This window comes from Mycolicibacter heraklionensis (assembly GCF_019645815.1).
Lineage (GTDB): Bacteria > Actinomycetota > Actinomycetes > Mycobacteriales > Mycobacteriaceae > Mycobacterium > Mycobacterium heraklionense.
Map to the genome: position 1 here is coordinate 4,239,934 of NZ_CP080997.1, position 25,852 is coordinate 4,265,785.

Genomic DNA, 25,852 nt, shown 5'->3' on the forward strand with positions numbered 1-25,852 from the left:
GATGGCCTATCCGCGTCGCAGGGCCGCGCGGATCCGTTCGGTGTCCGACGGCGTCCAGCCGTCAGGCGGCAGCACCGCGACCCAGCCGTCCAGGATGGTGTCCGCGTAGTTGTGTCCGTGCCCTGCAGGCATCTGCTCACCGTGGAACAGGTCCGCGCTGACCTGCCAGAACGTCACCACCGGGTACCAGCGCATGGACGCCGTGCGGTCCGGGCCGGGCGCCTCGGTCAGCCAGTCGGGTCGGGCGAACAGCAGATCCGGCGACCACCACACCACCGGGTCGGAAGCGTGCTGCAGGAACAGCACCCGCGTACCGGTCCACGGCGGCGCGGCAATCCGGGCGATCTCGGCCGGCAAAGTGCCCTGGGCGAACCGCACGGTACGGCCGTTGTCGTAGCGCGGCAGCACCGCGGTGCTGCCGGGGTCACGTCGCACCAGCAGCGCATGCCAGAGCGGGCTGGCCTGCGGTGGCCCCACCCACAGCACGGCCTCGTAGCCCATCTCGGCGACGTCGGGCAGCCAGTCGAACGCGGCTTGCCCGGCCATCGATCCCAGGCTCTCGCCGTAGAGCACCAGCTTGGGCCGATGGTCGACCGGCAGGCCTCGCCAGCGCTCGGCGATGGTCTGCACCAGCAGCCGTCCGGAGTCCATCGACTTGCGTTGGTCGGCCAGGAAGGAGATCCAGCTCGGCAGGTAGGAGTACTGCACGGCGACGATTGCGGTGTCGCCGTTGTAGAGCATCTCGATCGCGTCGGACGCGGCCGGGTCGACCCACCCGGTGCCGGTGGTGGGCACCACGACCAGCGCCTGGCGGTCGAAGGCGTGGGTGCGGTCCAGTTCGTCGAGCAGCAGCTGCATCCGGGCTTGATCGTCGCCCGCACTGTGCAGCCCGGCGTACACCCGGATGGGTTCACGGGCGGGCCGTCCGTTGATCCGGGTGAGTTCGGCGGCGTGCACTCCCCCGGCGACGAAGCTGCGGCCCTGACTCCCCAGGGTGGCCCAGGGCGCCAACGACTCCGGGCTGCCGGATCGCTCCGGTTGCAGCGGCTGGCTCGTCCCGGGCTGGGTGTCGCTGTCCTCCGGCTGGAACACCGCGCTGGCGCCGGCGAAGAAACCGCGGATCAGCACGCCGTTGATCAAGGTGGTCAGCAGGACGACGACGATCGCGCTGCCGATGAACATGGCGACTTCGTTGTGCAGGTGCCAACGGCGGATCAGTGCTCGCGCCAGCAGCCGACTGGCGTCGATCAGGACCCGCACCGTCGCCACCAGGGCGGCGGACACGCCGATCGCCACGCCGAGCGTGCGCAGGTAGCCCAGTGTCGCCGGGCCCTCGATGCCCAGCAGCTCGGAGACCTGGCGCTGCCAGCCGGCGGCCGGGATCAGCATCACAACGCACGCGGCCGGCGCCGCCACCACCACAGTTGCCTTGAGCGAGAACAAGACCGGTCGCGGCGGCGGCCACCAGCTGGCGCCGCGCAACACGAACCGCTCCACCGTTGCGCCGACCAGCACCCCCAGGCCGTAGCCGAAGGCCGCGTTGATACCGCCGATCAGCCCCTGGAACAGCCAGTCGCGCGGCAGCAACGAGGGGGTCAGCGACAGGCAGAAGAACAGCGCGCCGAACGCCACCCCGACGAACCCCAGCCGCAGCAGGCTCCACGCCCACACCAGCAGCGGGTGTCTCGCCGGTGCCTGCAGCATGCCGGTCTGACTATCCGAACATCCCCGGCAGCACCGCTTCGGAGGTGCTGCGCAGTTCCGCCAGCGACACACTGAACTGACCTTGGACTTCCACGTCCTGCGAGGCCTGGTCCACCACGCCGACTCGGATGGCCGGCAGGCCACGCGCCTCGCACATGGAACGCAACCGGCTCTCCTCGGTGCGCGGCACCGCCACCAGCGCCCTGCCCGCCGACTCGGAGAACAGGAACACGAACGGATCGGCGTCCTCGGGAAGCAAGACGCGGCAACCGGTTTCACCGGCGATCGACGACTCGACCACGGCTTGGATCAGTCCGCCTTCGCTCAAGTCGTGGGCTGCCGAGATCAGGCCGTCACGCGAAGCGGCGCTCAGCACTTCGGCGAGCAGCTGCTCGCGCCCCAGATCGACCTTAGGCGGCAGCCCGCCCAGGTGATCGCCGGTCACCTGCGCCCAGATGGACCCGTCGAACTCGTCGCGGGTGTCGCCGAGCAGGATCAGCGTCTCGCCCGGTTCGACGCCGAATGCGGTCGGAAGACGCCGGCTCACATCGTCGATGACACCGAGCACGCCGACGACCGGGGTGGGGTGGATCGGGGTGGCGCCGGTTTGGTTGTAGAAGCTCACATTGCCGCCGGTCACTGGAATCCCCAGTGCCGCACAGCCGTCGGCCAGACCGCGAACAGCCTCGGCGAACTGCCACATCACCCCGGGGTCTTCCGGGGAACCGAAGTTCAGGCAGTTGGTGACGGCGATCGGCGTGGCTCCGGTGACGGCAACGTTGCGGTACGCCTCGGCCAGCGCCAGCTGCGCCCCGGTGTAGGGGTCGAGCTTGGTGTAGCGGCCGGACGCGTCGGTGGAGATCGTGATCCCGCGCCCGGAAGCCTCGTCGATGCGCAGCATCCCGCCGTCGGCGTGCTCGGCCAGCACGGTGTTGCCCCGCACGTAACGGTCGTACTGTTCGGTGATGAACGCCCGGCTGCACAGGTGCGGGCTGCCCAGCAGCGCAAGCAGAGTCGCGCGCAGCTCCTCCCCGGTGGCCGGCCGCGGCAGCTTGTCCGAACGGTCGGCGTTGAGCGCGTCCTGGGTGTCGGGGCGCTGCACCGGGCGCTGATAGATCGGGCCTTCGTGGGCCACCGTGCGCGGTGGCACGTCGACGACGGTCTGGCCGTGCCAGGTGATCTGCAGCCGGTCGCCGTCGGTCACCTCGCCGATCACCGTGGCCAGCACGTCCCACTTGTCGCAGACCGCCATGAAGGCGTCGACGTTCTCCGGGGCCACCACCGCGCACATGCGTTCCTGCGACTCGCTGGAGAGCACCTCGGCGGGGGTCATGTTCGCCGCGCGCAGCGGCACCTTCTCCAGCTCGATCGCCATACCGCCATCGCCGGCGGAAGCCAACTCGGAAGTGGCACAAGATAATCCGGCACCGCCCAGGTCCTGGATGCCGACCACCAGCTTGGCGGCGTACAGCTCCAGACAGCACTCGATGAGCACCTTCTCGGTGAACGGGTCGCCGACCTGAACCGACGGCAGCTTCTTGCGGCCCGCGCCGCTCTCGTCCCCGCCGAAGGTGTCCGACGCCAGCACGGACACCCCGCCGATGCCGTCCAGGCCGGTACGCGCCCCGAACAGGATGATCTTGTTTCCGGCACCGGAGGCGAACGCCAGGTGCAGGTCTTCCTTCTTGAGCACGCCGACGCACAGGGCGTTGACCAGCGGGTTGCCCGCGTAGCACGGGTCGAAGACGGTTTCGCCGCCGATATTGGGCAGCCCCAGGGAGTTGCCGTAGCCGCCGATGCCGCGCACCACCCCGTCGAGCACCCGCCGGGTGTCGGGGGCGTCGGCGGCGCCGAAACGCAGCTGGTCCATCACCGCGACCGGGCGGGCGCCCATCGCCATGATGTCGCGCACGATGCCGCCCACCCCGGTGGCCGCACCCTGGTAGGGCTCGACGTAGGACGGGTGGTTGTGCGACTCCACCTTGAAGGTGACCGCCCAGCCGTCGCCGATGTCGACCACGCCGGCGTTCTCGCCGATGCCGGCGAGCATGGCCTTGCGCATGTCGTCGGTGGTGGTCTCACCGAAGTAGCGCAGGTGCACCTTGGAGGACTTGTAGGAGCAGTGCTCGCTCCACATCACCGAGTACATGGCCAGCTCGGCGTCGGTGGGGCGGCGGCCCAGGATGTCGCGGATGCGCTGGTACTCGTCGTCCTTAAGACCCAACTCGGCGAACGGTTGCGGGTGATCCGGCGTCGCAGCGGCGTGTTCGACGGTGTCCAGCGTGGTCGGGGGCGTCACGGGCACAGTCTATGGCACCGATTTCGGCTCAGTCGGGGGCCAGGAATGCCGTCAGAGCCGCCGCATACGAGGCCACGTCGCGGGCGCCCATCAGTTCCCGCGCCGAATGCATGGCCAGCTGCGGAGCGCCCACATCAACGGTGGGGATCCCGGTGCGCGCGGCGCTCATCGGGCCGATGGTCGATCCGCAGGGTAGGTCGGCGCGGTGCTCGTAGCGCTGCAGTGCCACCCCGGCCTGGTCGCAGGCCAGCGCGAAAGTGGCGGCGGTGCGGCCGTCGGTGGCGTAACGCAGGTTGGGCTGGACCTTGAGCACCGGGCCGGCGTTGACCGCGATCTGGTGGCCCGGTTCGTGACGGTCCGGGTAGTTCGGATGGGTGGCGTGCGCCATGTCCGCCGAGGCCAGCGTGGAGGCGGTCAGCCGGCGCAGGAAGTCCTCCCGGTCGCCGCCGGCGGCCAGCGTGATCCGCTCCAGGACGCCTCGCAGCAGATCGGACTGGGCACCATGGTCCGATGTCGACCCGACCTCCTCGTGGTCGAACAGGACCAGCACCGGCAGGTGGCGACCAGGCTTGGCTGCGATCAGCGCTTCCAGCCCGGCGTAGCAGCTGGTCTGGTTGTCCAGCCGCGGCGCGCTGACGAACTCCCGGCCCACCCCGGTCACCGCCGACGGCGCGAGGTCGTGGGTCATCAGGTCGAATCCCAGCACGTCGCGGGGTTCCACGCCGGCGCGTTCGGCTACGTACTCGAGGAAGTCCGGAGACCGGCCATCTCCCCACACCGCGTTGACGTGGCGTTGCGGGTCCAGGGTGACCGAATTGCGGTCGTCGGCCAGGTGGATGGCCAGCTGCGGCACCCGCAGGATCGGCTCGTCGATACGGACCAGGTGGTGGCTGATCCCGGTGCCCCGAGAAGAGTCGCGTACCGACAGGCGCCCGCTGATGCCCAGGTCACGGTCCAGCCAGGAGTTCAGCCAGGCGCCGCCGTAGGGCGCCAGGGCCACCAGCTGCCAACCGGCGACCTCCCGGGCCGGATGCTGCTTGACCCGCAGGTTCGGGCTGTCGGTGTGTGCGCCGATGATCCGGAACGGGGTGGCCGGGCTCGTTGCGCCACTGTCCCACGCGATCAGTGAACCGGCCCGGACGGTGAAGTACCGACCGGGCGCCTGCGGCCATCGGTCGGTCTCGGCGACCTCGGTGTAGCCGGCGGCCCGCAGCCGTTCGGCCACGGTCACGCAGGCGTGAAACGGCGACGGTGAGGCGTCGATGAACTCGCATAATCCGGTTGCGGTGGCCGCCATGGGCTCAAGTCTTTCGCATCCGGACGCCGACGGGGGCGTTAGGGTCGATACCGTGCCGTCCGTTCAGCCCGTCACCGCTCCCCTGACCTGTGCGGCCATTTTTCTGGTCGTCACCATCGATGAGGGCGGTGAGACACAGGTACACGACGCATTGGCGGACCTGCCCGGAATGGCGTCGGCCATCAGCTTCCGCGACCCGACCAAACAGCTGTCGCTGGTGATCTCGATCGGCTCGGATGCCTGGGACCGGTTGTTCACCGGGCCGCGGCCGGCCGAGCTGCATCCGTTCGTCGAGCTGGTCGGTCCGCGACACACCGCCCCGGCCACCCCGGGCGATCTGCTGTTTCATATCCGCGGCGAAACCATGGACGTCTGCTTCGAGCTGGCCCGGCGCATCCTGCGGACCCTGCGCGGCGCGGTCACCGTGGCCGACGAGGTGCACGGTTTCCGGTTCTTCGACAATCGCGACCTGCTCGGCTTCGTCGACGGCACCGAGAACCCCACCGGCGACGACGCCCTCGCCGTCACCGCGGTCGGCGACGAAGACCCCGACTTCGCCGGCGGCTGCTATGTGCACATCCAGAAATATCTGCATGACATGACCGCCTGGGACGCGCTGGCCGTCGACGACCAAGAACGCGTGATCGGCCGTACCAAAGCCGACGACATCGAATTCGACGACGCCGACAAACCCGCCAACGCCCACATCAAACTCAACGTGATCACCGACGACGACGGCAACGAACTCGACATCGTGCGCGCCAACATGCCCTTCGGCACCGCCAACTCCGGCGATCACGGCACCTACTACATCGGCTACTCGCGCAGTCCGCAGGTTACCGAGCGGATGCTGCGCAACATGTTCCTCGGCGACCCACCCGGGGTCACCGACCGCATCCTGGACTTCTCCACCGCGCTGACCGGCGGACTGTTCTTCGCCCCCTCCACCGACTTCCTCGATGACCCCCCGCCACTTCCGGGCTCAGCGACACCAGCCCCGGCCATCACCGCCGAACCCACCAGCCCCGAGGGTGAGGGCTCACTGAACATCGGCAGCCTGAAAGGAATCTCGCAATGAACAACCTGTATCGCGATCTGGCCCCGGTCACCGAATCGGCCTGGGCCGACTTCGAGCAGGAGGCGACCCGCACCTTCAAGCGGCACATCGCCGGGCGCCGAGTCGTCGACGTCAGCGAACCCGCCGGGCCGACCGCAGCCGCGGTGGGCACCGGGCGGCTTACCGGCATCGGCGCCCCGGCCGACGGCGTCCAAGCGGATCTGCGCGACAGCAAACCACTGGTACGCCTGCGGGTTCCGTTCACCCTCTCGCGCGAAGAGATCGACGGCGTCGAGCGCGGCTCCCAAGACCCCGACTGGGACCCGGTCAAAGCCGCGGCCAAGAAGCTGGCGTTCGCCGAAGACCGGATCATCTTCGGCGGCTACCCGGCCGCCTCGGTGCAGGGCATCCGCGCCGCGAGCTCGAATCCGGAACTCACCCTGCCGCAGGACCCGCGCGACATCCCGGACGTGATCAGCCAGGCGCTCTCGTCACTGCGACTGGCGGGGGTGGACGGCCCCTACTCGGTGCTGCTGTCGGCCGACGCCTACACCAAGGTCGCCGAGACCTCCGACCACGGCTACCCCATCCTCGAACACCTGCGCCGGCTGGTCACCGGCGACATCATCTGGGCACCGGCAATCGACGGCGCGTTCGTGCTCACCACCCGCGGCGGCGACTTCGACCTGCAGCTGGGCACTGATGTGTCGATCGGCTACCTCTCCCACGACGCCGACAATGTGCAGCTCTATCTGCAGGAGACGCTGACATTCCTGTGCTACACCGCCGAAGCCGCAGTCGCACTGACCTGACCAGCGGCTGAGCCGGGCGCGGCTCAGGCCGCCAGCACCGCGTCCAGCGCGGAGTAGAACAGCCCCAGGCCGTCGTCGCTGGGCCCGGTCAGGGCCTCGATGGCGTGCTCGGGGTGCGGCATCAGCCCGACTACCCGGCCGTTGGCCGAGCTCACCCCGGCGATATCGCGCAGCGAGCCGTTGATGTTGTCGAGGTAGCGGAACACCACCCGGCCTTCGCCCTCCAGCTCGTCGAGCACCGCTTCGGAGGCCACGTAGCGGCCCTCGCCCGACTTCAGCGGCACCAGCAGGTCGGCGTCGGCCTCGAACCGGGAGGTCCAGGCCGTCGAGGTGGAGGTCACCCGCAGCCAGACGTCGCGACAGACGAAGTGCAGCCCGACGTTGCGGGTCAGCGCACCCGGCAGCAATCCGGCCTCGCACAGCACCTGGAAGCCGTTGCAGATGCCGAGCACCGGCATGCCCTGACCGGCAGCCTTGATGACCTCGCCCATCACCGGGGCGAACCGGGCGATGGCCCCGCAGCGCAGGTAATCGCCGTAGGAGAAGCCACCGGGCACCACGACGGCGTCGACGCCCTTGAGGTCGGCATCGGCGTGCCAGAGGCTGACGGGCTCGGCACCGACGAACCGGACCGCGCGGGCGGCGTCGACGTCATCGAGGGTGCCGGGGAAGGTGATGACCCCGACCCGGGCGCTCACGAGGTCTCCCGGCTGACGGTGAAGTCCTCGATCACCGTGTTGGCCAGCAGCGATTCGGCGATCTCGGCCAGCGCGGCGTCGTCGATCGAATCGTCGACCTCGAGCTCGAAACGCTTGCCCTGCCGCACATCCGACACTCCGGTGTGTCCAAGCCGAGAAAGCGCTCCGACGATCGCCTGCCCCTGCGGGTCGAGGATCTCGGCTTTGGGCATCACGTGAACAACCACCCGGGCCACGGGTGCTCCCTACTGTCGACGGGGAATCGGTCGGGTCAACAATACCGATGCCCACCCGCGGCTCCGGAGCGCACAATCTTTAGGTATGCAACTGACCCACTTCGGCCATTCCTGCCTGCTCGCCGACTTCGGCGGGACCACGGTGCTGTTCGACCCCGGCAACTTCTCGCACGGCTTCGAGGGCATCACCGGTCTGGCGGCCATCCTGGTCACGCATCAGCATCCGGATCACGCCGACGTGGCGCGGCTGCCGGCCCTGATCGACGCGAACCCGGGCGCCGCGCTCTACGCCGACCCGCAGACCGCCGCCCAGCTGGGCCCGCCCTGGCAGCCGGTGCACGTCGGGGATGCCTTCGGCGTCGGGCCGCTACGGGTGCGCGGGGTGGGCGGGCAGCACGCGGTGATCCACCCGGAGCTGCCGATGATCGACAACATCTCCTACCTGATCGGCGACGACGCGCATCCGGCCCGGTTGATGCACCCCGGCGACGCGCTGTTCGTGCCCGGCGAACCGGTGGACGTGCTGGCCACCCCGGCGGCGGCGCCGTGGATGAAGATCTCCGAGGCGGTCGACTACCTGCGGGCAGTGGCGCCGCGGGCCGCGGTGCCGATCCACCAGGGCATCATCGCCACCGAGGCCCGCGGGATCTATCACGGCCGCCTGGCCGAGATGGGGCGCGCCGACTTCCAGGTGCTGCCGCAGGAAAGCGCTGTCACCTTCTAGCCTCTTGCTAGCCTCTTGCGCGAGCGGGCGTGTCTGTACCGCGACACGCCGGCTACGCCGTACATCTGTGCACGCTCGCGTCACCACGCTCGCGGGGAAACCGGCGTCAGGCGATATCGCTCGCGGCGCCCCGGCCGGCAGCACGACCGGAGAAGATGCACCCGCCCAGGAACGTGCCCTCCAGCGCCCGGTAGCCGTGCACGCCGCCGCCCCCGAAGCCGGCCACTTCGCCGGCGGCATACAGCCCGTCGATCGGCTTGCCGTCCGCGCCCAGCACCCGGGAGTCCAGGTCGGTTTCCAAGCCGCCCAGCGTCTTACGGGTCAGGATGTGCAGTTTGACCGCGATCAACGGACCGGCGGATGGATCGGTCAGCCGGTGCGGGGCCACCACCCGGCCGATCCGGTCGCCCAGGTAGGCCCGGGCGCCGCGGATCGCGGTGAGCTGACCGTCCTTGCTGAATCGGTTCGCCACTTCGCGGTCGCGCGCGGTGACCTCGGCCTCGACCGTCGCGTAGTCCAACGGCACCACGTCGGGCAGGTCGTTCATCGCGGCGACCAGGTCACGCAGCGACGTGGCGTGCACGAAATCCACCCCGCGGTCGATGAACGCCTGCACCGGCGGGGGCGGCCCGGACCGGGCACGTGAGGCGGCCAGCTGACGCAGGCTACGGCTGGTCAGGTCGGGATTCTGCTCTTGGCCCGAGAGCGCGAACTCCTTCTCGATGATCCGCCGGTTCAGCAGGAACCAGGTGTAGTCCTGGCCGGAGCGCGCGATGTGTTCCAGCGTGCCCAGGGTGTCGAATCCGGGATACAGCGGCCCGGGCAGCCGCACGCCGGCGGCGTCGAGCCACAGCGGCGACGGGCCCGGGATGATTCGGATGCCGTGGCCGGGCCAGATCGGGTCGTAGTTGGTGATGCCCTCGGTGTAGTGCCACATCCGGTCCCGATTGATCACCCGGCCGCCGGCCGCCTCGGTGATCCCGATCATCCGGCCGTCGACGTGGGCGGGCACCCCGGCCAGCAGTTGCGCGGGGACGCGACCCATCCGCTCCGGCCAGTTCTGCCGCACCAGATCGAGATTGCCGCCGATGCCACCGCTGGTGACCAGCACCGCAGGGGCACGGAACTCAAACTGTCCCACCGTGTTCCGCGATGACGCCACTCCACGTTCCGCGGCCGAGGGTTCCAGGACACTGCCCCGCACCCCGCTCACCCTGCCGCCTTCGACGATCAGCTCGTCGACCTGGTGCCGGAAGGCGAACCGGACCTTCGAGCGGCCCCGCAGCCGGCCCGCGAAGATCTCCACCAAAGCCGGTCCGGTGCCCCAGGTGATGTGGAACCGGGGCACCGAATTGCCGTGCCCGATCGCGCCGTACCCGCCACGCTCGGCCCAACCCACCAGCGGAAAGACCTTCAGCCCGCGGGCCCGCAACCAGCTGCGCTTCTCGCCCGAGGCGAAGTCCACGTAGGCATGCGCCCATTGGCGCGGCCAGTGGTCGCACGCCCGGTCGAAACCGGCGGTGCCCAGCCAATCCTGGAGCGCCAGTTCGTAGCTGTCGCGGACCCCCAGCCGGCGCTGCTCGGGGCTGTCGACGAAGAACAATCCGCCGAAGGACCAGAACGCCTGCCCGCCCAGGTTCGCGCTGTTCTCCTGGTCCACGATCAACACCCGTTGGCCGCGTTCTACCAGTTCGCAGGCCGCCACCAGGCCGGCCAGACCCGCCCCGACGACGATCGCGTCAGCGTCCGCCCTACCGCTCATGGCGTCCCAGGGTAACGACTCAGGCGCTCAGCTCCGCGGCCACGTCCACCGGTGCGAGCGGCCAGCGGTAACGCTCCGGCCGGCAACCGTGTCCCAGCGCGGTGTCCACCGCCTCCAGCATGGCCTCGGTCACGCCCGGCTTCCTCAGCTGGCGCGCGCCTACCGACAGCCGCACCACGCCGTCGCGGCGCGCGATGCGCTCGCTGGTCGCCACCACCATCCGGCACCACCAAGGCGCGGTGAGAAATCCGGCCCCCACGCCGATCACCCGGGCCCGCACGGTGTGCTCCAGCACCAGGTCGGTGACGCCGTGCAAACCTGCCAGAAGCCGGAAACCGTTGCGCGGCAGCGCTATCACCGTTCCCGGCGACACGGTCCAGCCGGGCGCGGCGAACAGCCGGGTGCGCAGTCCCAAGTGCTCCAGTACGCGGTCGGCGCCGAGCAGGCGCAGATTGGCCTCATGGGCGGGCAGCGTGGCGAACTCGCCGCGGCGCTTCTTGGTGGCGGCCTCGTCGAAGCCGTGCAGCACGATCGCCGCGCCGTCGGCGCGCCGCTGCGTCAGCCAGTCGACGGTGCCGGGGTCGCGGTCGAGCCGGTAGTCGGCACCCAGTCGCGGCGCCACCAGCAGCGAGACCGGTACGCCGCGGGCATCCAGCTGTGCGCAGAAGGCCTCGGCATCGGCGCGAGTGGTTGCCCCGATCCCGGAGACGGAGACGATCAGTTGTCCGGTCACAACATCAGTGTGACCAGGGCAGGTGTCCAGTCGGTGACATCAAGGAAGACGTCAGATAGCGCTACGGAGTCGCCCGACGGCGGCTGTGGTCAGCCGGATCGGTGGTGTCGGCGGCGATCGCCTTGAGCCGGGCCAGATCGCGGGGATGCAGATCCGGCGCCCTCTCCAGCGATTCCAGGAGCAGGTCGGTCTGCTCCCGCAGCGCCGGCAGGTGCTCGGGCCGGCCGTATTCCTTGACATGGGCGACCAGCATCCGCAGCACCCGCAGGATCGCCGCAGCCACCAGGGGCTGACTGGGCGCCACCTGCCGAAGTTGGTCGAAACCGTGCCCGATGTACTCCTTGGGGTCGAGATCCCAGGGTCGCAACAGGATTCGCCCGTCCGGGCCGGCCACCGCCCGCGGTCGCGGCTGCACCGTCAGTACACGGCGCAACAGGCTGCCCACCCGCAGTGTGGCCTCCACCGCGGTCGTCGGGTCGTTGATCGCCGAACTGAGTGCACGCAGCCCGATATCGACCAGCTGACGGAAGGCGAAGTCCACGTCTTCCTGCATGGTGCGGCTGTCACTGACGACGACGGCCCGAGACAGCTTGTCCCGCACCCGATCCGGATTGGCCGGCACCGGCCAGATGGTGACCAGCGGCTGGCCCAGGTGGATGTAGGCGCCGACACGGGTGTCCAACCGGATTGTGGTGCCGGCCGGGATCGCAGCCAGCAGCCGCTGGGGGTTGACCTGACTGACCCAGCCGTTGCCGGGCGAGGTCAACCGCAGTGCGTCCGGGGGAACATCCAGGTCGTCTTCGGGAGCGGGTTGCTCGTGGGCGGCGGCGGCCGCGACGGCGTCGATCACCATCGAGCCTTCGGCCGCGATCTCGCGCACCACCTGTCCCACCTCCAGCCGGTGGGCCAGATGGTCGACGTGGGCGATGATCGTGATGACGGTGGCGATCGTCAGCACGACCGCAACCGTCACCGTCAGCGGCGGCGCGGGGACCGGCGAAGACCCCTTGAGGTCCGGCAGGCTCAGCACGCAGTAGACGAACGTCGCCACCAGCAGCCCGATGACAACCTGGCTGAGCCGGTCGCGAATGAACCACCGCATCACTCGGGGCGACAGCTGCGAACTCGCCAGCTGCAGGCTGACGATGGTCAGCGAGAAGATGACTCCCGCCGTGGTGATCGTCGCGCCGGCGATGGTGGACAGCAGTGTGGTGGCCACACTGCTGTCCATCTTCAGCAGGTAGCGCGGCGACGGGCCGATGTTGCGGTCCGCGACCCGGGTGGCGACGGCGAGCGCCATCCCGCCGAACACGATCACCAACGGCAACGCGAACAGGCTCTCGCGGAACCGGTAGGCCAGCGCCGCTGCCCGCACGCTGGGGAAGCGTTCCGACCGGGTATGCATCAGCCAGGCAGGACGGCTTCGATGGCGGCGATCACTTCGGGCGCATCCGGCACCGTGGTGGGCCGGAAGCGGTTGACCACGGTGGCACCCGGTGCGAGCAGGAACTTCTCGAAATTCCACTGCACGTCGCCGGCGGCGCCCTCCGCGTCGGCGGCTTTGGTCAGCTCGGCATACAGCGGGTGTCGGTCCGCACCGTTGACGTCTGTCTTGGCCAGCAACGGAAACGTCACCCCATAGCTGGTGGAGCAGAAGGTCTGGATCTCCTCGGCAGTGCCGGGCTCCTGACCCATGAACTGGTTGCAGGGCACGCCCAGCACGGTCAGGCCGCGGTCGCCGTAGTCCTGGGCAAGCTTCTCCAGCGCACCGTACTGCGGGGTGAGTCCGCATTTGGACGCGACGTTGACGACCAGGACCGCGCGGTCGGCGTAGTCGGCCAGCGAGGTGGAACGGCCGTCAAGGGTGGTCAGCGGGATATCGGCGAGGCTCATGGCCGCGACGTTACCCGCAGCCGACCACCGCCAGCAGCCAGGCGTAGGAGAACGCGATCTCTTTCCAGCGTTCGTAGCGCCCGGAGATACCGCCGTGGCCGGCGTTCATCTCGGTTTTCAGCAACACCGGGTTGCCGTCGGTCTTGGTGTGCCGCAGCGCCGCGACCCACTTCGCCGGTTCGACGTAGTACACCCGGGTGTCGTGCAGCGAGGTCATCGCCAGGATCGGCGGGTACTCCCGGCGGGTGATGTTCTCGTACGGCGAGTAGGACTTCATGTAGAAGTAGACGTCCTTGTCGTCCAACGGGTTTCCCCACTCGTCCCACTCGATGACGGTCAGCGGCAGCGACGGGTCCAAGATGGTGGTCAGCGGGTCGACGAACGGGACCTGCGCCACCACTCCGGCGAACAGGTCCGGCGCCAGGTTGGTCACCGCCCCCATCAGCAGCCCGCCTGCGCTGCCGCCCATCGCCACCAGATGCCCGGGCCGGCAGACCCCCGCATCGATCAGGTGACGTCCGACGGCGACGAAGTCGGTGAAGCTGTTCTTCTTCTCCAGCAGCTTGCCGCGCTCGTACCACAGCCGGCCCATCTCACCGCCGCCGCGAACGTGGGCTACGGCGAACACCATGCCCCGGTCCAGCAGCGACAGCCGAGCGATCGAGAACTGCGGGTCCTCGCACGCTTCGTAGGCTCCGTATCCGTAAAGCAGTGTCGGAGCGGGAAGTTCGATACCGGCCCGGTGCACGATCGACACCGGGATCCGAGTGCCGTCCTCGGCGTAGGCCCAGTCGCGGTATTCGACGTAGTCGGTGCTGCGGTATTCGCCCAGCACGGGCTGTTCGCGCAGCAGGGTGCGTTCACCGGTGGCAAGGTCGATGTCGTAGACCCGCACCGGGGTGATGAACGACGTGGCGGCCACCCGCAGTTTCGGGGCATCCCAGTTCGGATTGCTGGCCAGACCCGACGACGTCAGCTCGGTGTCGAACGTGATCTCCTGCGGCGGTTGGAGGTCACCGTCGGCGCCGATCGGCCACAGCTGGATTCGGGGCAGGCCCTCGGCACGGTACCCGACCACCAGGTGGTGCGCGAAGGCATCCACCGCGTCGAGCCGCACATCGTCACGTCCGGCGATCAGGGTCTGCTGCGCGGCCGGGTCGCTCACCGGGGCCTGCACCAAGGTGAAGTTGACCGCACCGTCGTTGTGCAGCATCAGGAATTGGTCCTGGCCGCCGATGATGGCGTGCTCCACGGAGTATTCGACGCCTTCGCGGCGGGGCAGCACCAGCGTGAACTCGGCGTGCGAGTCGGCCGCGTCGGCGTAGCGCACCTCGGTGGTGATCGACGAACCGGCTGCGATCAACACGTAGGCGTCGCTGCGGGTACGCCCCACCGAGAGCCAGTATCGCTCGTCGGCCTCATGGTAAACCTGCTCGGCGGGCGCTGCCGAGGCACCGATTCGGTAGCGCCACACAGTATCCGGGCGCCAGGCTTCGTCGACAGTCACGTAGTAGACGGTCGAGTTGTCGGTCGCCCAGGTCACCCCGGCGCCGATCCCGGCGATCTCGTCGGGAAGCAGTTCGCCCGTGGATAAGTCCTTGAACCGCAGGGTGTACCTCTCGTCGCCGACGACGTCGACGGAGTAAGCCAGGATGTTGCCGTCCGGGCTGACGCTGGCGGCGCCGAGCGCGAAGAAGTCGTGCCCGTCGGCCTCGGCGTTCTGGTCAAGCAACACCTGCTCGCCGGGGATCTCGGTGGCCTCGTCGAGCTGCGGCGGGTCCCAGTCGTCCGGGCTGCTGACCGGGCAACGGCATTGGACGCCGTACTGCTTTCCTTCGAAGGTGCGCGCGTAGTACCACCAGTCGCCGCGACGGGCCGGCACCGACAGGTCGGTCTCCTTGGTGCGGGCCTTGATCTCGTCGAAAATGGCCTGCCGCAAGGGTTCCAAGTGTGCCGTGGCAGCGTCGGTGTACGCGTTTTCGGCTTCCAGGTGGGCGATCACCGCGGGATCAGACTTGTCGCGCAGCCACTCATAGGAGTCGACGAAGACGTCCCCGTGGTGCGTGCGCGTGCTGTCTACCCGCTTGGCCGAAGGTGGGCCCGGACGATCCTGCGACACGTCGGTCATGCTCCGGGGCCGACCCAGTCGTCGAAGGACAGGCCTGAAATACGTTCGTAAGCCTCGATATAGCGGGCTCGTGTCGCGGCGATGATGTCGTCCGGCAGCGGCGGAGGCGGCTGGTCTCCGGCCCGGTCCCAGCCGGATTCCGGGCCGGTCAGCCAGTTGCGGACGAACTGCTTGTCGAAGCTCTGCTGCACGACCCCGGCCCGGTAGTGGTCGGCCGGCCAGTACCGCGACGAGTCGGGGGTGAATACCTCGTCGGCGAGCACCAGGTTGTCGTGTTCGTCGATCCCGAACTCGAACTTGGTGTCGGCGATGATGATTCCCTTGGTCAGCGCGTGGTCGGCCGCCTGCACGTACGTCTGTAGGGTGCGGTCGCGCAGCTGGCCGGCGCGCACCGGGCCCACCAGGTCGATCACCTGCGCGAACGAGATGTTCTCGTCGTGCTCGCCGATCTCGGCCTTGGTCGCCGGAGTGAACAGCGGGTTGAGGAACTTGCTGGCCTCCACCAGTCCGGGCGGCAACGGGATGCCGCACACGGCGCCGTTGCGCTGATAGTCCAGCAGACCCGAGCCGGTCAGGTAGCCGCGGGCCACACACTCGACCGGCATCATCTTCAGCTGGCGCACGACCAGCGCGCGGCCGAGCACCTCATCGGGGATGCGCGGGTCGTCGGGCGGGCCGGCCAGGTGATTGGGGGCCTCGACGAGGTCGAAGAAGAAGACACTCATCGCGGTCAGGATGCGGCCCTTGTCCGGGATCTCACTGTCGAGGATGTAGTCGAACGCCGAGATCCGGTCGGTCGCGACGAACAGCAGATGCTGATCATCGATCCGGTAGAGTTCGCGGACTTTGCCGCTGGCCAGGTGCTGGTAATCGGAGAGCGCGGGTCGCGACATTGCGTCAGCCTATCGGTGACCGCAAGACCGCCGAAGCCGGGCGCAGCGGGCCGCCAGGTGTGTTGGGATCGGACCATGACGTCCCGGTTGCTGCCCTATGCCACCTCCCCCGGCCGCTTGCTGGCCCAACTGTTCAGCGACATCGTCGTCGCGGCATGGACCTCCCTGTGGGTACTGGTCGCGCTCGCCGTCCATGGGGCAGTCACCACCATCGCCGGTGTCGGCCGACAGTTCGAACGCGGCGCCAACGGCGTGGCCGACAGCTTGGCCTCGGCCGGCAAGAGCGCGGACCGTATCCCGCTGGTGGGCGACGCCGTGAGCAAGCCACTCACCGCGGCCGGACACGCAGCGGTCGACATCGCCGGCGCCGGCCACAACCTCGACACCACCGCCGGCTGGCTGGCCTATCTGCTGGCGGCCGCGGTCGCGGCCCCGCCGATTCTGGCGGTGGCGATGCCGTGGCTGGCGTTGCGGCTGCGCTTCTTCCTGCGCAAGCGGGCGGTGCTGACGCTGGCCGCCACCCCGGCCGGTGAGCAGCTGCTGGCACTGCGCGCGCTGACCAACCGACCGCTGGGCAAGCTGACCGCGGTCAGTCCCGACCCCGTCGGTGCCTGGCGGCACGCAGACCCCGCGGTGATCGGGGGCCTGGCCGCCCTTGAGCTGCACTCCGCGGGCTTGGCCCGGCGATCTCGGCGCGGTCCCGCCCGCTGACCGGTGGTGGTGCGCCGAGACTACGGCCGCAGTTCCACCATCATGTGCCGCATCCCGGTGTGCCGGTTGCTGCGCGTCCACTCCACCGGTGCCACCACCGCCAATTCGCCGAACCGGCCCAGCAGCTCCTCGTAGAGCACCCGCAGTTCCAAACGGGCCAGATGTGCGCCCAGGCAGAAGTGTGCGCCGTGGCCGAACCCGATGTGCGGGTTGGGTTTACGGGTGATGTCGAACTGATCGGCCCGGTCGAAGACCGCCGGGTCGCGGTTGGCCGAGCCTTCCCACACCAGCACCTTCTGGCCGGCCTCGATGGTCTGCCCGCCCAGTACCGCGCGCTGGGCGGCGGTGCGCCGTTTCGACGGAGCCGGTGAGGTCCAGCGCAGGATCTCCTCGATGGCAGTCGGCAGCAGACCGAAATCGCCACGCAACAAACGATATTGGTCGGGGTACGCAGACAGCGCCAGCAGCCCGCCGGCAATGGCGTTGCGGGTGGTCTCGGCGCCGGCACTGAACAGCAACTGGAAGAACAGATATACCTCGAGGTCGCTGAGCTCGGGGTCGGTCGAGTTGGCCACCACCGAGAGCATGTCGTCGGCGGGCTCGGCGCGCTTGGCCGCGATCAAGTCCCGCCCGAAGGTGTAGACCCGGTTACCGGCGTCCTCGATGGACAGTCGCGACACCACCGCCTTGCGCGAGCCGCGGAAGTCGAAGCTGGGCTCGATCGCCTCGAACAGCCAGTGCCGGTCGGCCTCGGGAACACCCAACAGGATGCAGATCATCTGCATCGGCACCTCGGCGGCGATGTCGACCAGGAAGTCGAAGGGAACCCCGGGCTCGACGGCGTCCAGCAGCGCCCGCGCCCGGTGCCGCAGGTCGGTCTCGACGCGGCGGATCATCCGCGGCGTCAGCCCGGAGCTGACCAGCCGCCGGACCTGCGCGTGCCGCGGGTCGTCCATCATGTTCAGCAGCTGGCCCGCGATCGGCAGGTCCTGCAGCACGGTGCCGCCGAACGGCCGGTCCCCGCCGGTGACCGACGAATAGGTCTGCGCATCGCGCAGCACTTCAAGCGTTTCGGCGTGCGTGGCCACCGACCAGAAGCCTTCGCCGTCCGGGGTGTGTGCGGTGGGCTCGTGCCAGAACACCGGGGCCACGCGGCGGTGCAGCGCGAACAGCTCGTGCGGGAAGCCGTCGGCAAAGTTGTCCAGATCGGTGAAGTCGATGCTCGCGAGCTCCTGGACCTCCATGACGGCTACAGGATCGCGCCCGGGATGTAGGCAGCCCCGGCCGGATACCGCTCGACGAGTTCGGCCACCTCGGCCGCCACTCGGTCGACCTGGTCGGCGGCCGCGCCGGTGAATGCCTGGCGGTCAGCCACGGCCGCGTCCAGCGCAGCCCGGTCCAGCGGCAGCCGTTCGTCGGCGGCCAGCCTGTCCAGCAGGTCGGGCTCGGCGCCCCGCTCGCGCATCGCCAGCGCGACGGCCACCGCGTGTTCCTTGATCACCTCGTGGGCGGCTTCCCGGCCCACCCCGGCACGCACCGCGGCGATCAGCACCTTGGTGGTGGCCAGGAAGGGCAGGTAACGGTCCAGTTCGCGGGTGATCACCGCCGGATAGGCCCCGAATTCATCGAGCACGGTCAAGAAGGTTTCGGTCTGCCCGTCTACGGCGAAGAAGGCGTCGGGCAGCGCGACGCGCCGCACCACCGAGCAGAAGACGTCGCCCTCGTTCCACTGCGCGCCGGCCAGTTCAGCGGCCATCGAGCCGTAGCCGCGCAACACCACCTGCAGGCCGTTGACTCGCTCGCAGCTGCGGGTGTTCATCTTGTGCGGCATCGCCGACGAGCCCACCTGGCCGGGCGCGAAGCCCTCGGTGACCAGTTCGTGGCCGGCCATCAGCCGGATCGTGTGGGCCAGCGAGGAAGGACCGGCGCCCAGTTGCACCAGCGCGGAGACCACGTCGTGGTCCAGCGAACGAGGGTACACCTGTCCGACACTGGTCAGCACCGCGGAGAACCCCAGGAATTCCGCGACCCGGCGTTCCAGCTCGCTCAGTTTGGCGGTGTCACCGTCGAACAGGTCCAGCATGTCCTGCGCGGTGCCCATCGGACCCTTGATGCCCCGCAGCGGGTAGCGGTCGATCAGCTCGCGCACCCGCCGCAGCGCGAGCAGGGTTTCCTCGGCAGCCGAGGCGAATCGCTTACCCAGCGTGGTGGCCTGCGCGGCGACGTTGTGGCTGCGTCCGGCCATCACCAGGTCGCGATAGGCCACCGCGTGGTTGACCAGGCGCGCCGCGACCGCGACCCCGTGGTCGTGGACCAATTGCAACGACTGGCGGATCTGCAGCTGCTCAACGTTTTCCGTCAGGTCCCGGCTGGTCATGCCCTTGTGGATGTGCTCGTGACCGGCCAGCGCATTGAACTCCTCGATGCGGGCCTTGACGTCGTGGCGGGTCACCCGCTCGCGGGCGGCGATCGACGCCAGGTCCACTTCGTCGAGGACGGCCTCATAGTCGGCGATCGCCTGCGCGGGGACCGGCACGCCAAGCTCGGACTGGGCGCGCAGCACGGCCAGCCACAGTCGGCGTTCGGCGACGATCTTGGCCTGCGGCGACCAGATGTCTGTCATCGCGGTGCTGGCGTAACGGGTGGCCAGCACATTGGGGATGCTCACGAGCAGCTAGCTTACGGTCGCTCCGTCAGCGGGTTGTGTGCGACGGTGCCGTGGTTCGGGCAGCGACGGGGCCGCGGCCTTCCGACAGCGATATCGCGGCATCGATGAGGTGTTCGGTGATGATCTGGACGGCATGCCACGAAGGCAGCGGTTCGCAGATGAAGGCGGGATTGGTTCGGGTGGCCCGACGCATCAGGTTGTGGCATCCCGGCGCGAATTGCACGCGCAGCACTGTCTCCTCGTCAGCCCGATTGGCGAGCGGGTACGGGTTCTGGGCGTAGCGAATACACGCTCCGGTGCGGTCAATCCCATAGCCGGTCACCCTGGCGTCGTCTGGGTCGATGGTGAGCGGCCAGAAGGGCGGCGTCAGATCGAAGGAGTGCACTATCTCTCGCCGCGGCCCGACGGGCACGTGTCGGGTGAGCGATCGGATCCGGCACCGGGCGGCGATGTCGTAGGGGCGCACCCGGTTCTGGCGCATGAACTCAAGGAAAACCTCGACCGCTATCCGCGCTGCCGGCGGCCACTCGTGATGCACCAACGGTGCATTACCCCAGTTGGCGCCGCCAACCGTCAACATGACGACTCCACATGTCGAGAAGAATGGACAGGCCCGTAGTCTGCCACAGACTGCCGGTCTGTGAGTACGCTTTTGCCAATGGGTAACGGGAGGCCAACCCGGCGGGACATGCATGCTGAGCTCACGCGGACCGCTGTGCTCGACGCCGCCCGGACACTTTTCGTCGCCAAGGGCTTCGAAGCGACCTCGGTCGACGAAATCGCGCAGGCGTCGCACTCCAGCAAGGGCGCGGTCTACCACCACTTTCGGGACAAGCAAGCGATCTTCGCCGAGGTCTTCCGGGCCAGCCAGGCCGACGTCATGCAGGCCGTGCTACCCGGCGCCCTGGAGTCCATGCCCGGCGACGCCAGCCCGTGGGAACAGGCGCTGTTGGCAATCAGCGCAGTGCTGCGCTGTTACGTCCACAATCACGACGCGCGGGTGCTGCTGCGGGAATCGGCCAGCGCTTTGGGCTGGGACCGCAAGCAGACCGTCGATGAGGAACTGGCGCTGCCATTGCTGCGCGGCGTGCTCGGTGAGCTGATCGAGGCCGGCGAGATCGTGGCGGTGCCTGTTGGCGTGACCGCCGAGTTGCTCTACGCCCTGCTCAGCAAGACCGGGCCCATCATCGCCGCCGCCGCCGACCCCGCCCAAGCGGTCAGCGAGATCGAACCGGTGCTGTTCGCCTTGTTGAACGGCCTGCATCGCGAACCGACGCAGCCGGCGCGCCAAACCAAGCGGTTGGGTTTTGCCCGACCACAAACGGCCGAGGAGGCAGCGCCTTAGAGCGCGTGCAGGATGTCTTCGACCCGGTCCTTGGCGTCACCGAACAACATGGCGGAGTTCTGCCGGAAGAACAGCGGGTTCTGCACGCCCGCGTAGCCGGAAGCCATGGAGCGCTTGAAGACGATCACGTTGTCGGCGTCCCACACGGTCAGCACCGGCATCCCCGCGATCGGGCTGGACGGGTCTTCGGCGGCGGCCGGGTTGACGGTGTCGTTGGCGCCGATCACCAGGACCACCGATGTGTCACCGAAGTCGTCGTTGATCTCGTCCATCTCCAGCACGATGTCGTAGGGCACCTTGGCCTCAGCCAGCAGCACGTTCATGTGGCCGGGCAGCCGGCCGGCGACCGGGTGGATGCCGAATCGCACGTTGACGCCGCGGTCCCGCAGCTTGCGGGTCAGCTCGGCGACGCCGTACTGGGCCTGCGCGACGGCCATGCCGTAGCCGGGGGTGATGATCACCGAGTCGGCGCCGCCCAACAGCTCGGCCACCCCTTCCGCGGTGATCTCGCGGTGCTCGCCGTAGTCCTTGTCCTCGGCCGGGCCGGCCTCGATCCCGAAGCCGCCGGCGATCACCGAGATGAACGAGCGGTTCATCGCCTTGCACATGATGTAGGACAGGTAGGCACCCGAGGAGCCGACCAGCGCGCCGGTGATGATCAGCAGGTCGTTGGAGAGCAGGAAGCCCGACGCGGCCGCCGCCCAGCCGGAGTAGCTGTTGAGCATCGAGACCACCACCGGCATGTCGCCGCCACCGATGGAGGCCACCAGGTGCCAGCCCAGCGCCAGCGCCAGCACGGTCACCACGATCAGCAACCACAGCTTCGGCTCGTGCACGAACCACACCGTCAGCGCGAAGAACGCGACCAGGGCGCCGATGTTGAGGAAGTTCTTGCCGGGCAGCATCAGCGGATTGGACTTCATCCGCGCCGAGAGCTTGAGGTTGGCCACGATCGAGCCGGTGAAGGTGACCGCGCCGATGAAGACGCCGATGAACACCTCGGCCGAGTGGATGCCGAACAGTCCCGAGGCCGCCAGTTCGCGGGCCTCAGCACCGCACGGACGGTTCTCGACGTGCAGGTAGCCGTTCCAGCCGACCAGCACGGCGGCCAGGCCGACGAACGAGTGCAGCAGCGCGATCAGCTCGGGCATGCCGGTCATCTCGACGACCTTGGCGCGCCACAACCCGATTGCCGCACCCACCACGGTGGCCCCGATCAGCAACGCCAAGCCGGTCGGATTGATGTCGTGATGAACCGCCAAGGTGATCGTCGCGGCCAGCGCCACCGCCATCCCCAGGATGCCGAAGCTGTTGCCGGCCTTGGACGTCTCGTGCTTGCTCAGCCCGGCCAGGGCCAGGATGAACAGCAGCGCCGCGACGATGTATGCCGCCGAGGCGGCGGTCTCAACTGAAAACATAAGCGGGGTCTACTCCAAGTCGGGGTGCGCAGCGCCTAGCTGCGGGAGAACATGGCGAGCATGCGGCGGGTCACCGCAAAACCACCGAAGATGTTGATGCTGGCCAGCAGGATCGCCGCGGCGGCCAAACTCGTGATGGCCGGGTCGCCGTGGCCGATCTGCAGCAGCGCGCCCACCACGATGATTCCCGAGATCGCGTTGGTCACCGACATCAGCGGCGTGTGCAGCGCGTGGTGCACGTGGCCGATCACGTAGTAGCCGATCACGATCGCCAACGCGAAGACGGTCAGGTGCACCTGCAGCGCCGCCGGCGCCATCGCGACCAGCGCGAACAGCACCGCGGCGCACCCCACGACCAGGCCCAGCCGGCGTCCGGCCGACATCGGTTCCTTGGCCGCCTTCGCGACCACCGGGGCTTCGGCGACCTTGGCCGGAACGGCCGAGACCTGCACCGGGGGCGGGGGCCACGTCGACTCGCCGTCGCGCACCACGGTCATCGACCGCTGCACCACGTCGTCGAAGTCCAGCACCAGCTGGCCGTCCTTGCCGGGGGTCATCAGCTTCATCAGGTTGACCAGGTTGGTGCCGTAGAGCTGGGAGGCCTGCGCGGGCAGCCGGCCGGCCAGGTCGGTGTAGCCGATGATCGTCACGCCGTTGTCGGTGACGACGGCCTGGTCCTTGACGGTGCCCTCGACGTTGCCGCCGTTGGCGGCGGCCATGTCCACGATCACGCTGCCCGGCTTCATCGACGCCACCATGTCGGCGGTGATGATGCGCGGCGCGGGCTTACCGGGGATGAGCGCGGTGGTGATGATGATGTCGACGTCTTTGCACTGCTCGCTGTAGAGCTGCGCCTCGCGAGCCTTGTAGTCGTCGCCCATCTCCTTGGCGTAGCCGGTGGCAGACACCTCGGCCTCGGGGTCTTCGATGGACAGGTACTCACCGCCGAGCGAGCGGACCTGGTCGGCGACCTCCGGGCGCGGATCGGTGGCCCGCACGATGGCGCCCAGGCTGCCGGCCGCGCCGATCGCGGCCAAGCCCGCGACGCCGGCGCCTACCACCAGCACCTTGGCCGGGGGCACCTTGCCCGCAGCGGTCACCTGACCGGTGAAGAACCGGCCGAAGGCATGGGCGGCCTCCACCACGGCGCGGTAGCCGGCGATGTTGGCCATCGAGCTCAACACGTCCAGGGACTGCGCGCGCGAGATCCGGGGTACGGCGTCCATCGACAGCGCCGTGATGGGCCGCCGGGCCAGATCCTCCACCCGATCCGGGTTCAGTGCCGGTGCCAGCAGGCTGATCAGCGTCGCGCCCGGCTTCATCCCGTCCAGCTGTTCGGTCGACGGGGCGTTGACACCGAAGACGATGTCGGCGCTGCGCGCGTCGCCGATGGTGGCGCCGGCCTCGGTGTATGCCGCGTCGGAAAAGGACGATGCGTCTCCCGCACCGGAATCCACTACGACGTCGTAACCGAGCTTGGTCAGTGCAGCGACCGTCGTCGGCGTCGCCGACACACGCGTCTCACCGGGCTGCGCCTCGGATAGGACACCGATATTCATGACGTAGCTCTCCACATTCGCGTTTCTTCGCCGTCTTCAGGCGCTTGCAGGCGTCTTCTTCCCCCTGTTACCCGCCAGTAGCTAAGGAGCGACAAAGGGATCGAGGCAGCATACCGTGTGTGCTTCTCAGGCCGACACCGCGCGCTGATCCAGTGGAGCGAGCATATCGATGACGTCGATGACCGCGGCCCGGGCGGCCGCCCGCGGCCCTTGCAGGTCATCGACCAGTGCGGCCATCACCGCGCCGTCGACCATGCAGACCAGGGCATATGCCATCTCGACGCGCGCGATCCGCCCGGAGCGTTCGACGGCCTCGGTGACCGCATCGGACCGTTGATGCAGGATACGGCGCTGAATGTCGCGCAGCGCCGGCTGGCGGGAGCACACGATATAGCGCTCGTAGCGGGAGATGAGCTGCTCGGTGATCTGTTCACCGCTCTCGTCGCCCACCAACAGTTCCACCAGGATGTCCGCAGTGGTCTCGGCGCTGCGCCGGCGCCGGGACAGCTCGGTGATGCGGGCACGCAACTGGGCGACCTCCAACATCCCGATGTGTTCGACCGCGTGGGCGATGAGGTCTTCGAGTGAGGAGAAGTAATAGGTCGTCGACGCCAGCGGCAGACCGGCCCGCTGCGCCACGGCGCGATGCCGCACCGCTTCGAAACCGCCCTCACGCAGCAGCTCGGCGGCGGCGCTGATCAGCGCATACCGCCGTCGTTCGCCCTTCGGCGTCACTGCTGTCATCACGCCTAGAGATGCTGCCAGTCCGGGTAGCGCCGCATCATGCGTTTCCGCCTTTTCGGACAAACCCCGCCCCGCTGGCATGATGGCCGCCATGCCGGAGTTGAGCCGACGAACGGTACTGCGCCTCGGGGCCGCGATGGGGACCGCGGGCGCGCTGGGGGCGAGCTCATTACTTGACGCGCGACCGACGCAGGCCGCCCCGCTGCAGGCCGCGCCCACGATGACGACGGGCTCGTTCCCCTCGGCGGCGCGCGGTGGAATCACCACCAACTGGGCGATCGCCCGGCCACCCGGCCAGACCGGCGCGTTGCGTCCGCTGATCGCGTTGCACGGCAAGGGAAGTGACGCCGCGACCGTGATGGCCGGTGGCGTGGAGCAGGGCCTGGCCGAGGCCGTCGGCGCGGGACTCCCCCCGTTCGCGGTGGTCGCCGTCGACGGCGGTGGGAGCTACTGGCACCGCCGCGCATCCGGGGAGGATTCGGGGGCAATGGTGACCGACGAGTTGTTGCCGTTGCTGGCCGAGCAGGGGCTCGACACCTCCCGGGTGGGATTCATCGGCTGGTCGATGGGCGGCTACGGCGCGCTGCTGCTGGGCGGCCGGCTCGGCCCGCGCCGGACCGCGGCGATCTGCGCGGTGAGCCCCGCACTGTGGCTGTCGTCCGGGGCGACGGCGCCGGGTGCGTTCGACGGCGCATCGGACTTCTCGGCCAACTCGGTGTTCGGGATGCCGGCTCATGCCTCGATTCCGATCCGGGTGGACTGCGGAAACGACGACCCGTTCTATTCGGCGACGCAAGCCTTCATCGCCCAGCTGCCCAACCCCCCGGCGGGCGGTTTCTCGCCTGGCGGACATGACGGGTCGTACTGGAGTTCTCAGCTGCCCGCTGAGTTGACCTGGATCGCTCCGCTGCTGACTGCCTAAGCGCCGTTCAGTCTCCAAACACCGCTGGCACGAAAAGCAAGCGGGCGGCTGCTACCGCGGATCTGGGTGCATGTCCCGAAATTCGGCCGCATTGTCTCCTAAATCGTCGGATTTGTCCGATATTTAGGCCAAATGAAACCTTGTGTGACGAAGAACACGCGCGGTAGCGTCAAAAAGTACTCACCAGTAACTCAACTGATTCTGGGTCCCACCAAATGCCAGTCCAACCGAACGAATTGGAAGGCCTGT

At 68.7% G+C, this 25,852-nt stretch carries 23 protein-coding genes; 6 read left to right on the top strand and 17 right to left on the bottom strand.

Features of this window, described 5'->3' with window-relative positions; translation table 11 throughout:
• Window positions 1–6 precede the first annotated feature (6 nt).
• The 3 genes from K3U94_RS20170 to K3U94_RS20180 are packed head-to-tail and all read right to left on the bottom strand — an operon-like array spanning window position 7 to window position 5,300.
• Window positions 7–1,704, bottom strand: a complete 1,698-nt coding sequence (locus K3U94_RS20170) for an alpha/beta hydrolase (RefSeq protein WP_220694824.1) — start codon at window positions 1,702–1,704, stop codon at window positions 7–9.
• 10 nt (window positions 1,705–1,714) lie between these two features.
• On the bottom strand, window positions 1,715–4,009 hold the full coding sequence (purL, locus tag K3U94_RS20175; RefSeq protein WP_220694825.1) for a phosphoribosylformylglycinamidine synthase subunit PurL: 2,295 nt from the start codon (window positions 4,007–4,009) through the stop codon (window positions 1,715–1,717).
• Between the two features lie 22 nt (window positions 4,010–4,031).
• Complete coding sequence (locus tag K3U94_RS20180; protein WP_220694826.1) at window positions 4,032–5,300, bottom strand: M18 family aminopeptidase; 1,269 nt, start codon at window positions 5,298–5,300, stop codon at window positions 4,032–4,034.
• 52 nt (window positions 5,301–5,352) lie between these two features.
• Here K3U94_RS20180 and K3U94_RS20185 point away from each other — a divergent pair, with 52 nt between their 5' ends.
• Both K3U94_RS20185 and K3U94_RS20190 read left to right on the top strand, forming a co-directional pair.
• A complete protein-coding gene (locus tag K3U94_RS20185; RefSeq protein ID WP_220694827.1) occupies window positions 5,353–6,378 on the top strand; it encodes a Dyp-type peroxidase in 1,026 nt (341 codons plus the stop codon).
• On the top strand, window positions 6,375–7,169 hold the full coding sequence (locus tag K3U94_RS20190; protein WP_047318175.1) for a family 1 encapsulin nanocompartment shell protein: 795 nt from the start codon (window positions 6,375–6,377) through the stop codon (window positions 7,167–7,169). Before K3U94_RS20185 ends, K3U94_RS20190 begins: the two co-directional genes overlap by 4 nt.
• Window positions 7,170–7,192: 23 nt before the next feature.
• On the opposite strand, the gene purQ is transcribed toward K3U94_RS20190, so the two are convergent.
• Together purQ and purS are read right to left on the bottom strand one after the other, a co-directional pair.
• Window positions 7,193–7,867, bottom strand: a complete 675-nt coding sequence (purQ, locus tag K3U94_RS20195) for a phosphoribosylformylglycinamidine synthase subunit PurQ (RefSeq protein WP_220694828.1) — start codon at window positions 7,865–7,867, stop codon at window positions 7,193–7,195.
• Complete coding sequence (gene purS / locus K3U94_RS20200) at window positions 7,864–8,103, bottom strand: phosphoribosylformylglycinamidine synthase subunit PurS (RefSeq protein ID WP_024441898.1); 240 nt, start codon at window positions 8,101–8,103, stop codon at window positions 7,864–7,866. Before purS ends, purQ begins: the two co-directional genes overlap by 4 nt.
• 85 nt (window positions 8,104–8,188) lie before the next feature.
• Between purS and K3U94_RS20205 the strand changes: the two genes are divergently transcribed.
• Complete coding sequence (locus K3U94_RS20205) at window positions 8,189–8,827, top strand: MBL fold metallo-hydrolase (RefSeq protein ID WP_220694829.1); 639 nt, start codon at window positions 8,189–8,191, stop codon at window positions 8,825–8,827.
• 106 nt (window positions 8,828–8,933) lie between these two features.
• Here K3U94_RS20205 and K3U94_RS20210 read toward each other — a convergent pair whose 3' ends face one another.
• The 6 genes from K3U94_RS20210 to K3U94_RS20235 form a co-directional block, all read right to left on the bottom strand.
• Complete coding sequence (locus K3U94_RS20210; RefSeq protein ID WP_220694830.1) at window positions 8,934–10,589, bottom strand: FAD-binding dehydrogenase; 1,656 nt, start codon at window positions 10,587–10,589, stop codon at window positions 8,934–8,936.
• A 19-nt stretch (window positions 10,590–10,608) separates the two neighbouring features.
• Window positions 10,609–11,322 (bottom strand): DUF2334 domain-containing protein, encoded by a 714-nt coding sequence (locus tag K3U94_RS20215; RefSeq protein ID WP_047318171.1) that lies wholly within the window; start codon window positions 11,320–11,322, stop codon window positions 10,609–10,611.
• Between the two features lie 61 nt (window positions 11,323–11,383).
• The gene (locus tag K3U94_RS20220; RefSeq protein WP_047318170.1) at window positions 11,384–12,727 is read right to left on the bottom strand and encodes a DUF2254 domain-containing protein; all 1,344 of its coding nucleotides are present in this window, start codon (window positions 12,725–12,727) and stop codon (window positions 11,384–11,386) included.
• Window positions 12,727–13,215, bottom strand: coding sequence for a glutathione peroxidase (locus K3U94_RS20225; protein WP_047318169.1), 489 nt, complete (start codon window positions 13,213–13,215; stop codon window positions 12,727–12,729). The genes K3U94_RS20220 and K3U94_RS20225 overlap by 1 nt, the downstream gene beginning before the upstream one ends.
• Window positions 13,216–13,225: 10 nt before the next feature.
• Window positions 13,226–15,334 (bottom strand): S9 family peptidase, encoded by a 2,109-nt coding sequence (locus tag K3U94_RS20230; protein ID WP_434084882.1) that lies wholly within the window; start codon window positions 15,332–15,334, stop codon window positions 13,226–13,228.
• A 5-nt stretch (window positions 15,335–15,339) separates the two neighbouring features.
• Entirely contained in the window at window positions 15,340–16,236 is an 897-nt protein-coding gene (locus K3U94_RS20235; RefSeq protein WP_047318167.1) for a phosphoribosylaminoimidazolesuccinocarboxamide synthase, read from the bottom strand.
• Window positions 16,237–16,311: 75 nt separating this feature from the next.
• Here K3U94_RS20235 and K3U94_RS20240 point away from each other — a divergent pair, with 75 nt between their 5' ends.
• Window positions 16,312–16,947, top strand: a complete 636-nt coding sequence (locus K3U94_RS20240) for a hypothetical protein (RefSeq protein ID WP_220694832.1) — start codon at window positions 16,312–16,314, stop codon at window positions 16,945–16,947.
• A gap of 20 nt (window positions 16,948–16,967) precedes the next feature.
• Here K3U94_RS20240 and K3U94_RS20245 read toward each other — a convergent pair whose 3' ends face one another.
• Genes K3U94_RS20245 through K3U94_RS20255 form a run of 3 tightly spaced genes read right to left on the bottom strand, consistent with a single transcriptional unit; the run spans window position 16,968 to window position 20,195 of the window.
• Window positions 16,968–18,191, bottom strand: a complete 1,224-nt coding sequence (locus tag K3U94_RS20245; RefSeq protein ID WP_220694833.1) for a cytochrome P450 — start codon at window positions 18,189–18,191, stop codon at window positions 16,968–16,970.
• A gap of 5 nt (window positions 18,192–18,196) precedes the next feature.
• Window positions 18,197–19,615: an adenylosuccinate lyase gene (gene purB, locus K3U94_RS20250; protein WP_220694834.1), complete on the bottom strand. Its 1,419-nt coding sequence runs from the start codon at window positions 19,613–19,615 to the stop codon at window positions 18,197–18,199.
• A gap of 25 nt (window positions 19,616–19,640) precedes the next feature.
• A complete protein-coding gene (locus tag K3U94_RS20255; protein WP_220694835.1) occupies window positions 19,641–20,195 on the bottom strand; it encodes a hypothetical protein in 555 nt (184 codons plus the stop codon).
• A gap of 78 nt (window positions 20,196–20,273) precedes the next feature.
• Between K3U94_RS20255 and K3U94_RS20260 the strand changes: the two genes are divergently transcribed.
• The gene (locus tag K3U94_RS20260) at window positions 20,274–20,960 is read left to right on the top strand and encodes a TetR/AcrR family transcriptional regulator (protein WP_047318162.1); all 687 of its coding nucleotides are present in this window, start codon (window positions 20,274–20,276) and stop codon (window positions 20,958–20,960) included.
• Here K3U94_RS20260 and pntB read toward each other — a convergent pair.
• The 3 genes from pntB to K3U94_RS20275 form a co-directional block, all read right to left on the bottom strand.
• On the bottom strand, window positions 20,957–22,378 hold the full coding sequence (gene pntB / locus K3U94_RS20265) for a Re/Si-specific NAD(P)(+) transhydrogenase subunit beta (RefSeq protein ID WP_047318161.1): 1,422 nt from the start codon (window positions 22,376–22,378) through the stop codon (window positions 20,957–20,959). The two genes, K3U94_RS20260 and pntB, sit on opposite strands and share 4 nt — an antisense overlap.
• Window positions 22,379–22,413: 35 nt before the next feature.
• On the bottom strand, window positions 22,414–23,937 hold the full coding sequence (locus K3U94_RS20270; protein ID WP_220694836.1) for a Re/Si-specific NAD(P)(+) transhydrogenase subunit alpha: 1,524 nt from the start codon (window positions 23,935–23,937) through the stop codon (window positions 22,414–22,416).
• Window positions 23,938–24,063: 126 nt separating this feature from the next.
• Entirely contained in the window at window positions 24,064–24,681 is a 618-nt protein-coding gene (locus tag K3U94_RS20275; protein WP_047318159.1) for a TetR/AcrR family transcriptional regulator, read from the bottom strand.
• A 79-nt stretch (window positions 24,682–24,760) separates the two neighbouring features.
• On the opposite strand from K3U94_RS20275, the gene K3U94_RS20280 reads away from it, so the two are divergent.
• Window positions 24,761–25,603 (top strand): alpha/beta hydrolase-fold protein, encoded by an 843-nt coding sequence (locus tag K3U94_RS20280; protein WP_220694837.1) that lies wholly within the window; start codon window positions 24,761–24,763, stop codon window positions 25,601–25,603.
• Window positions 25,604–25,852: the final 249 nt, after the last annotated feature.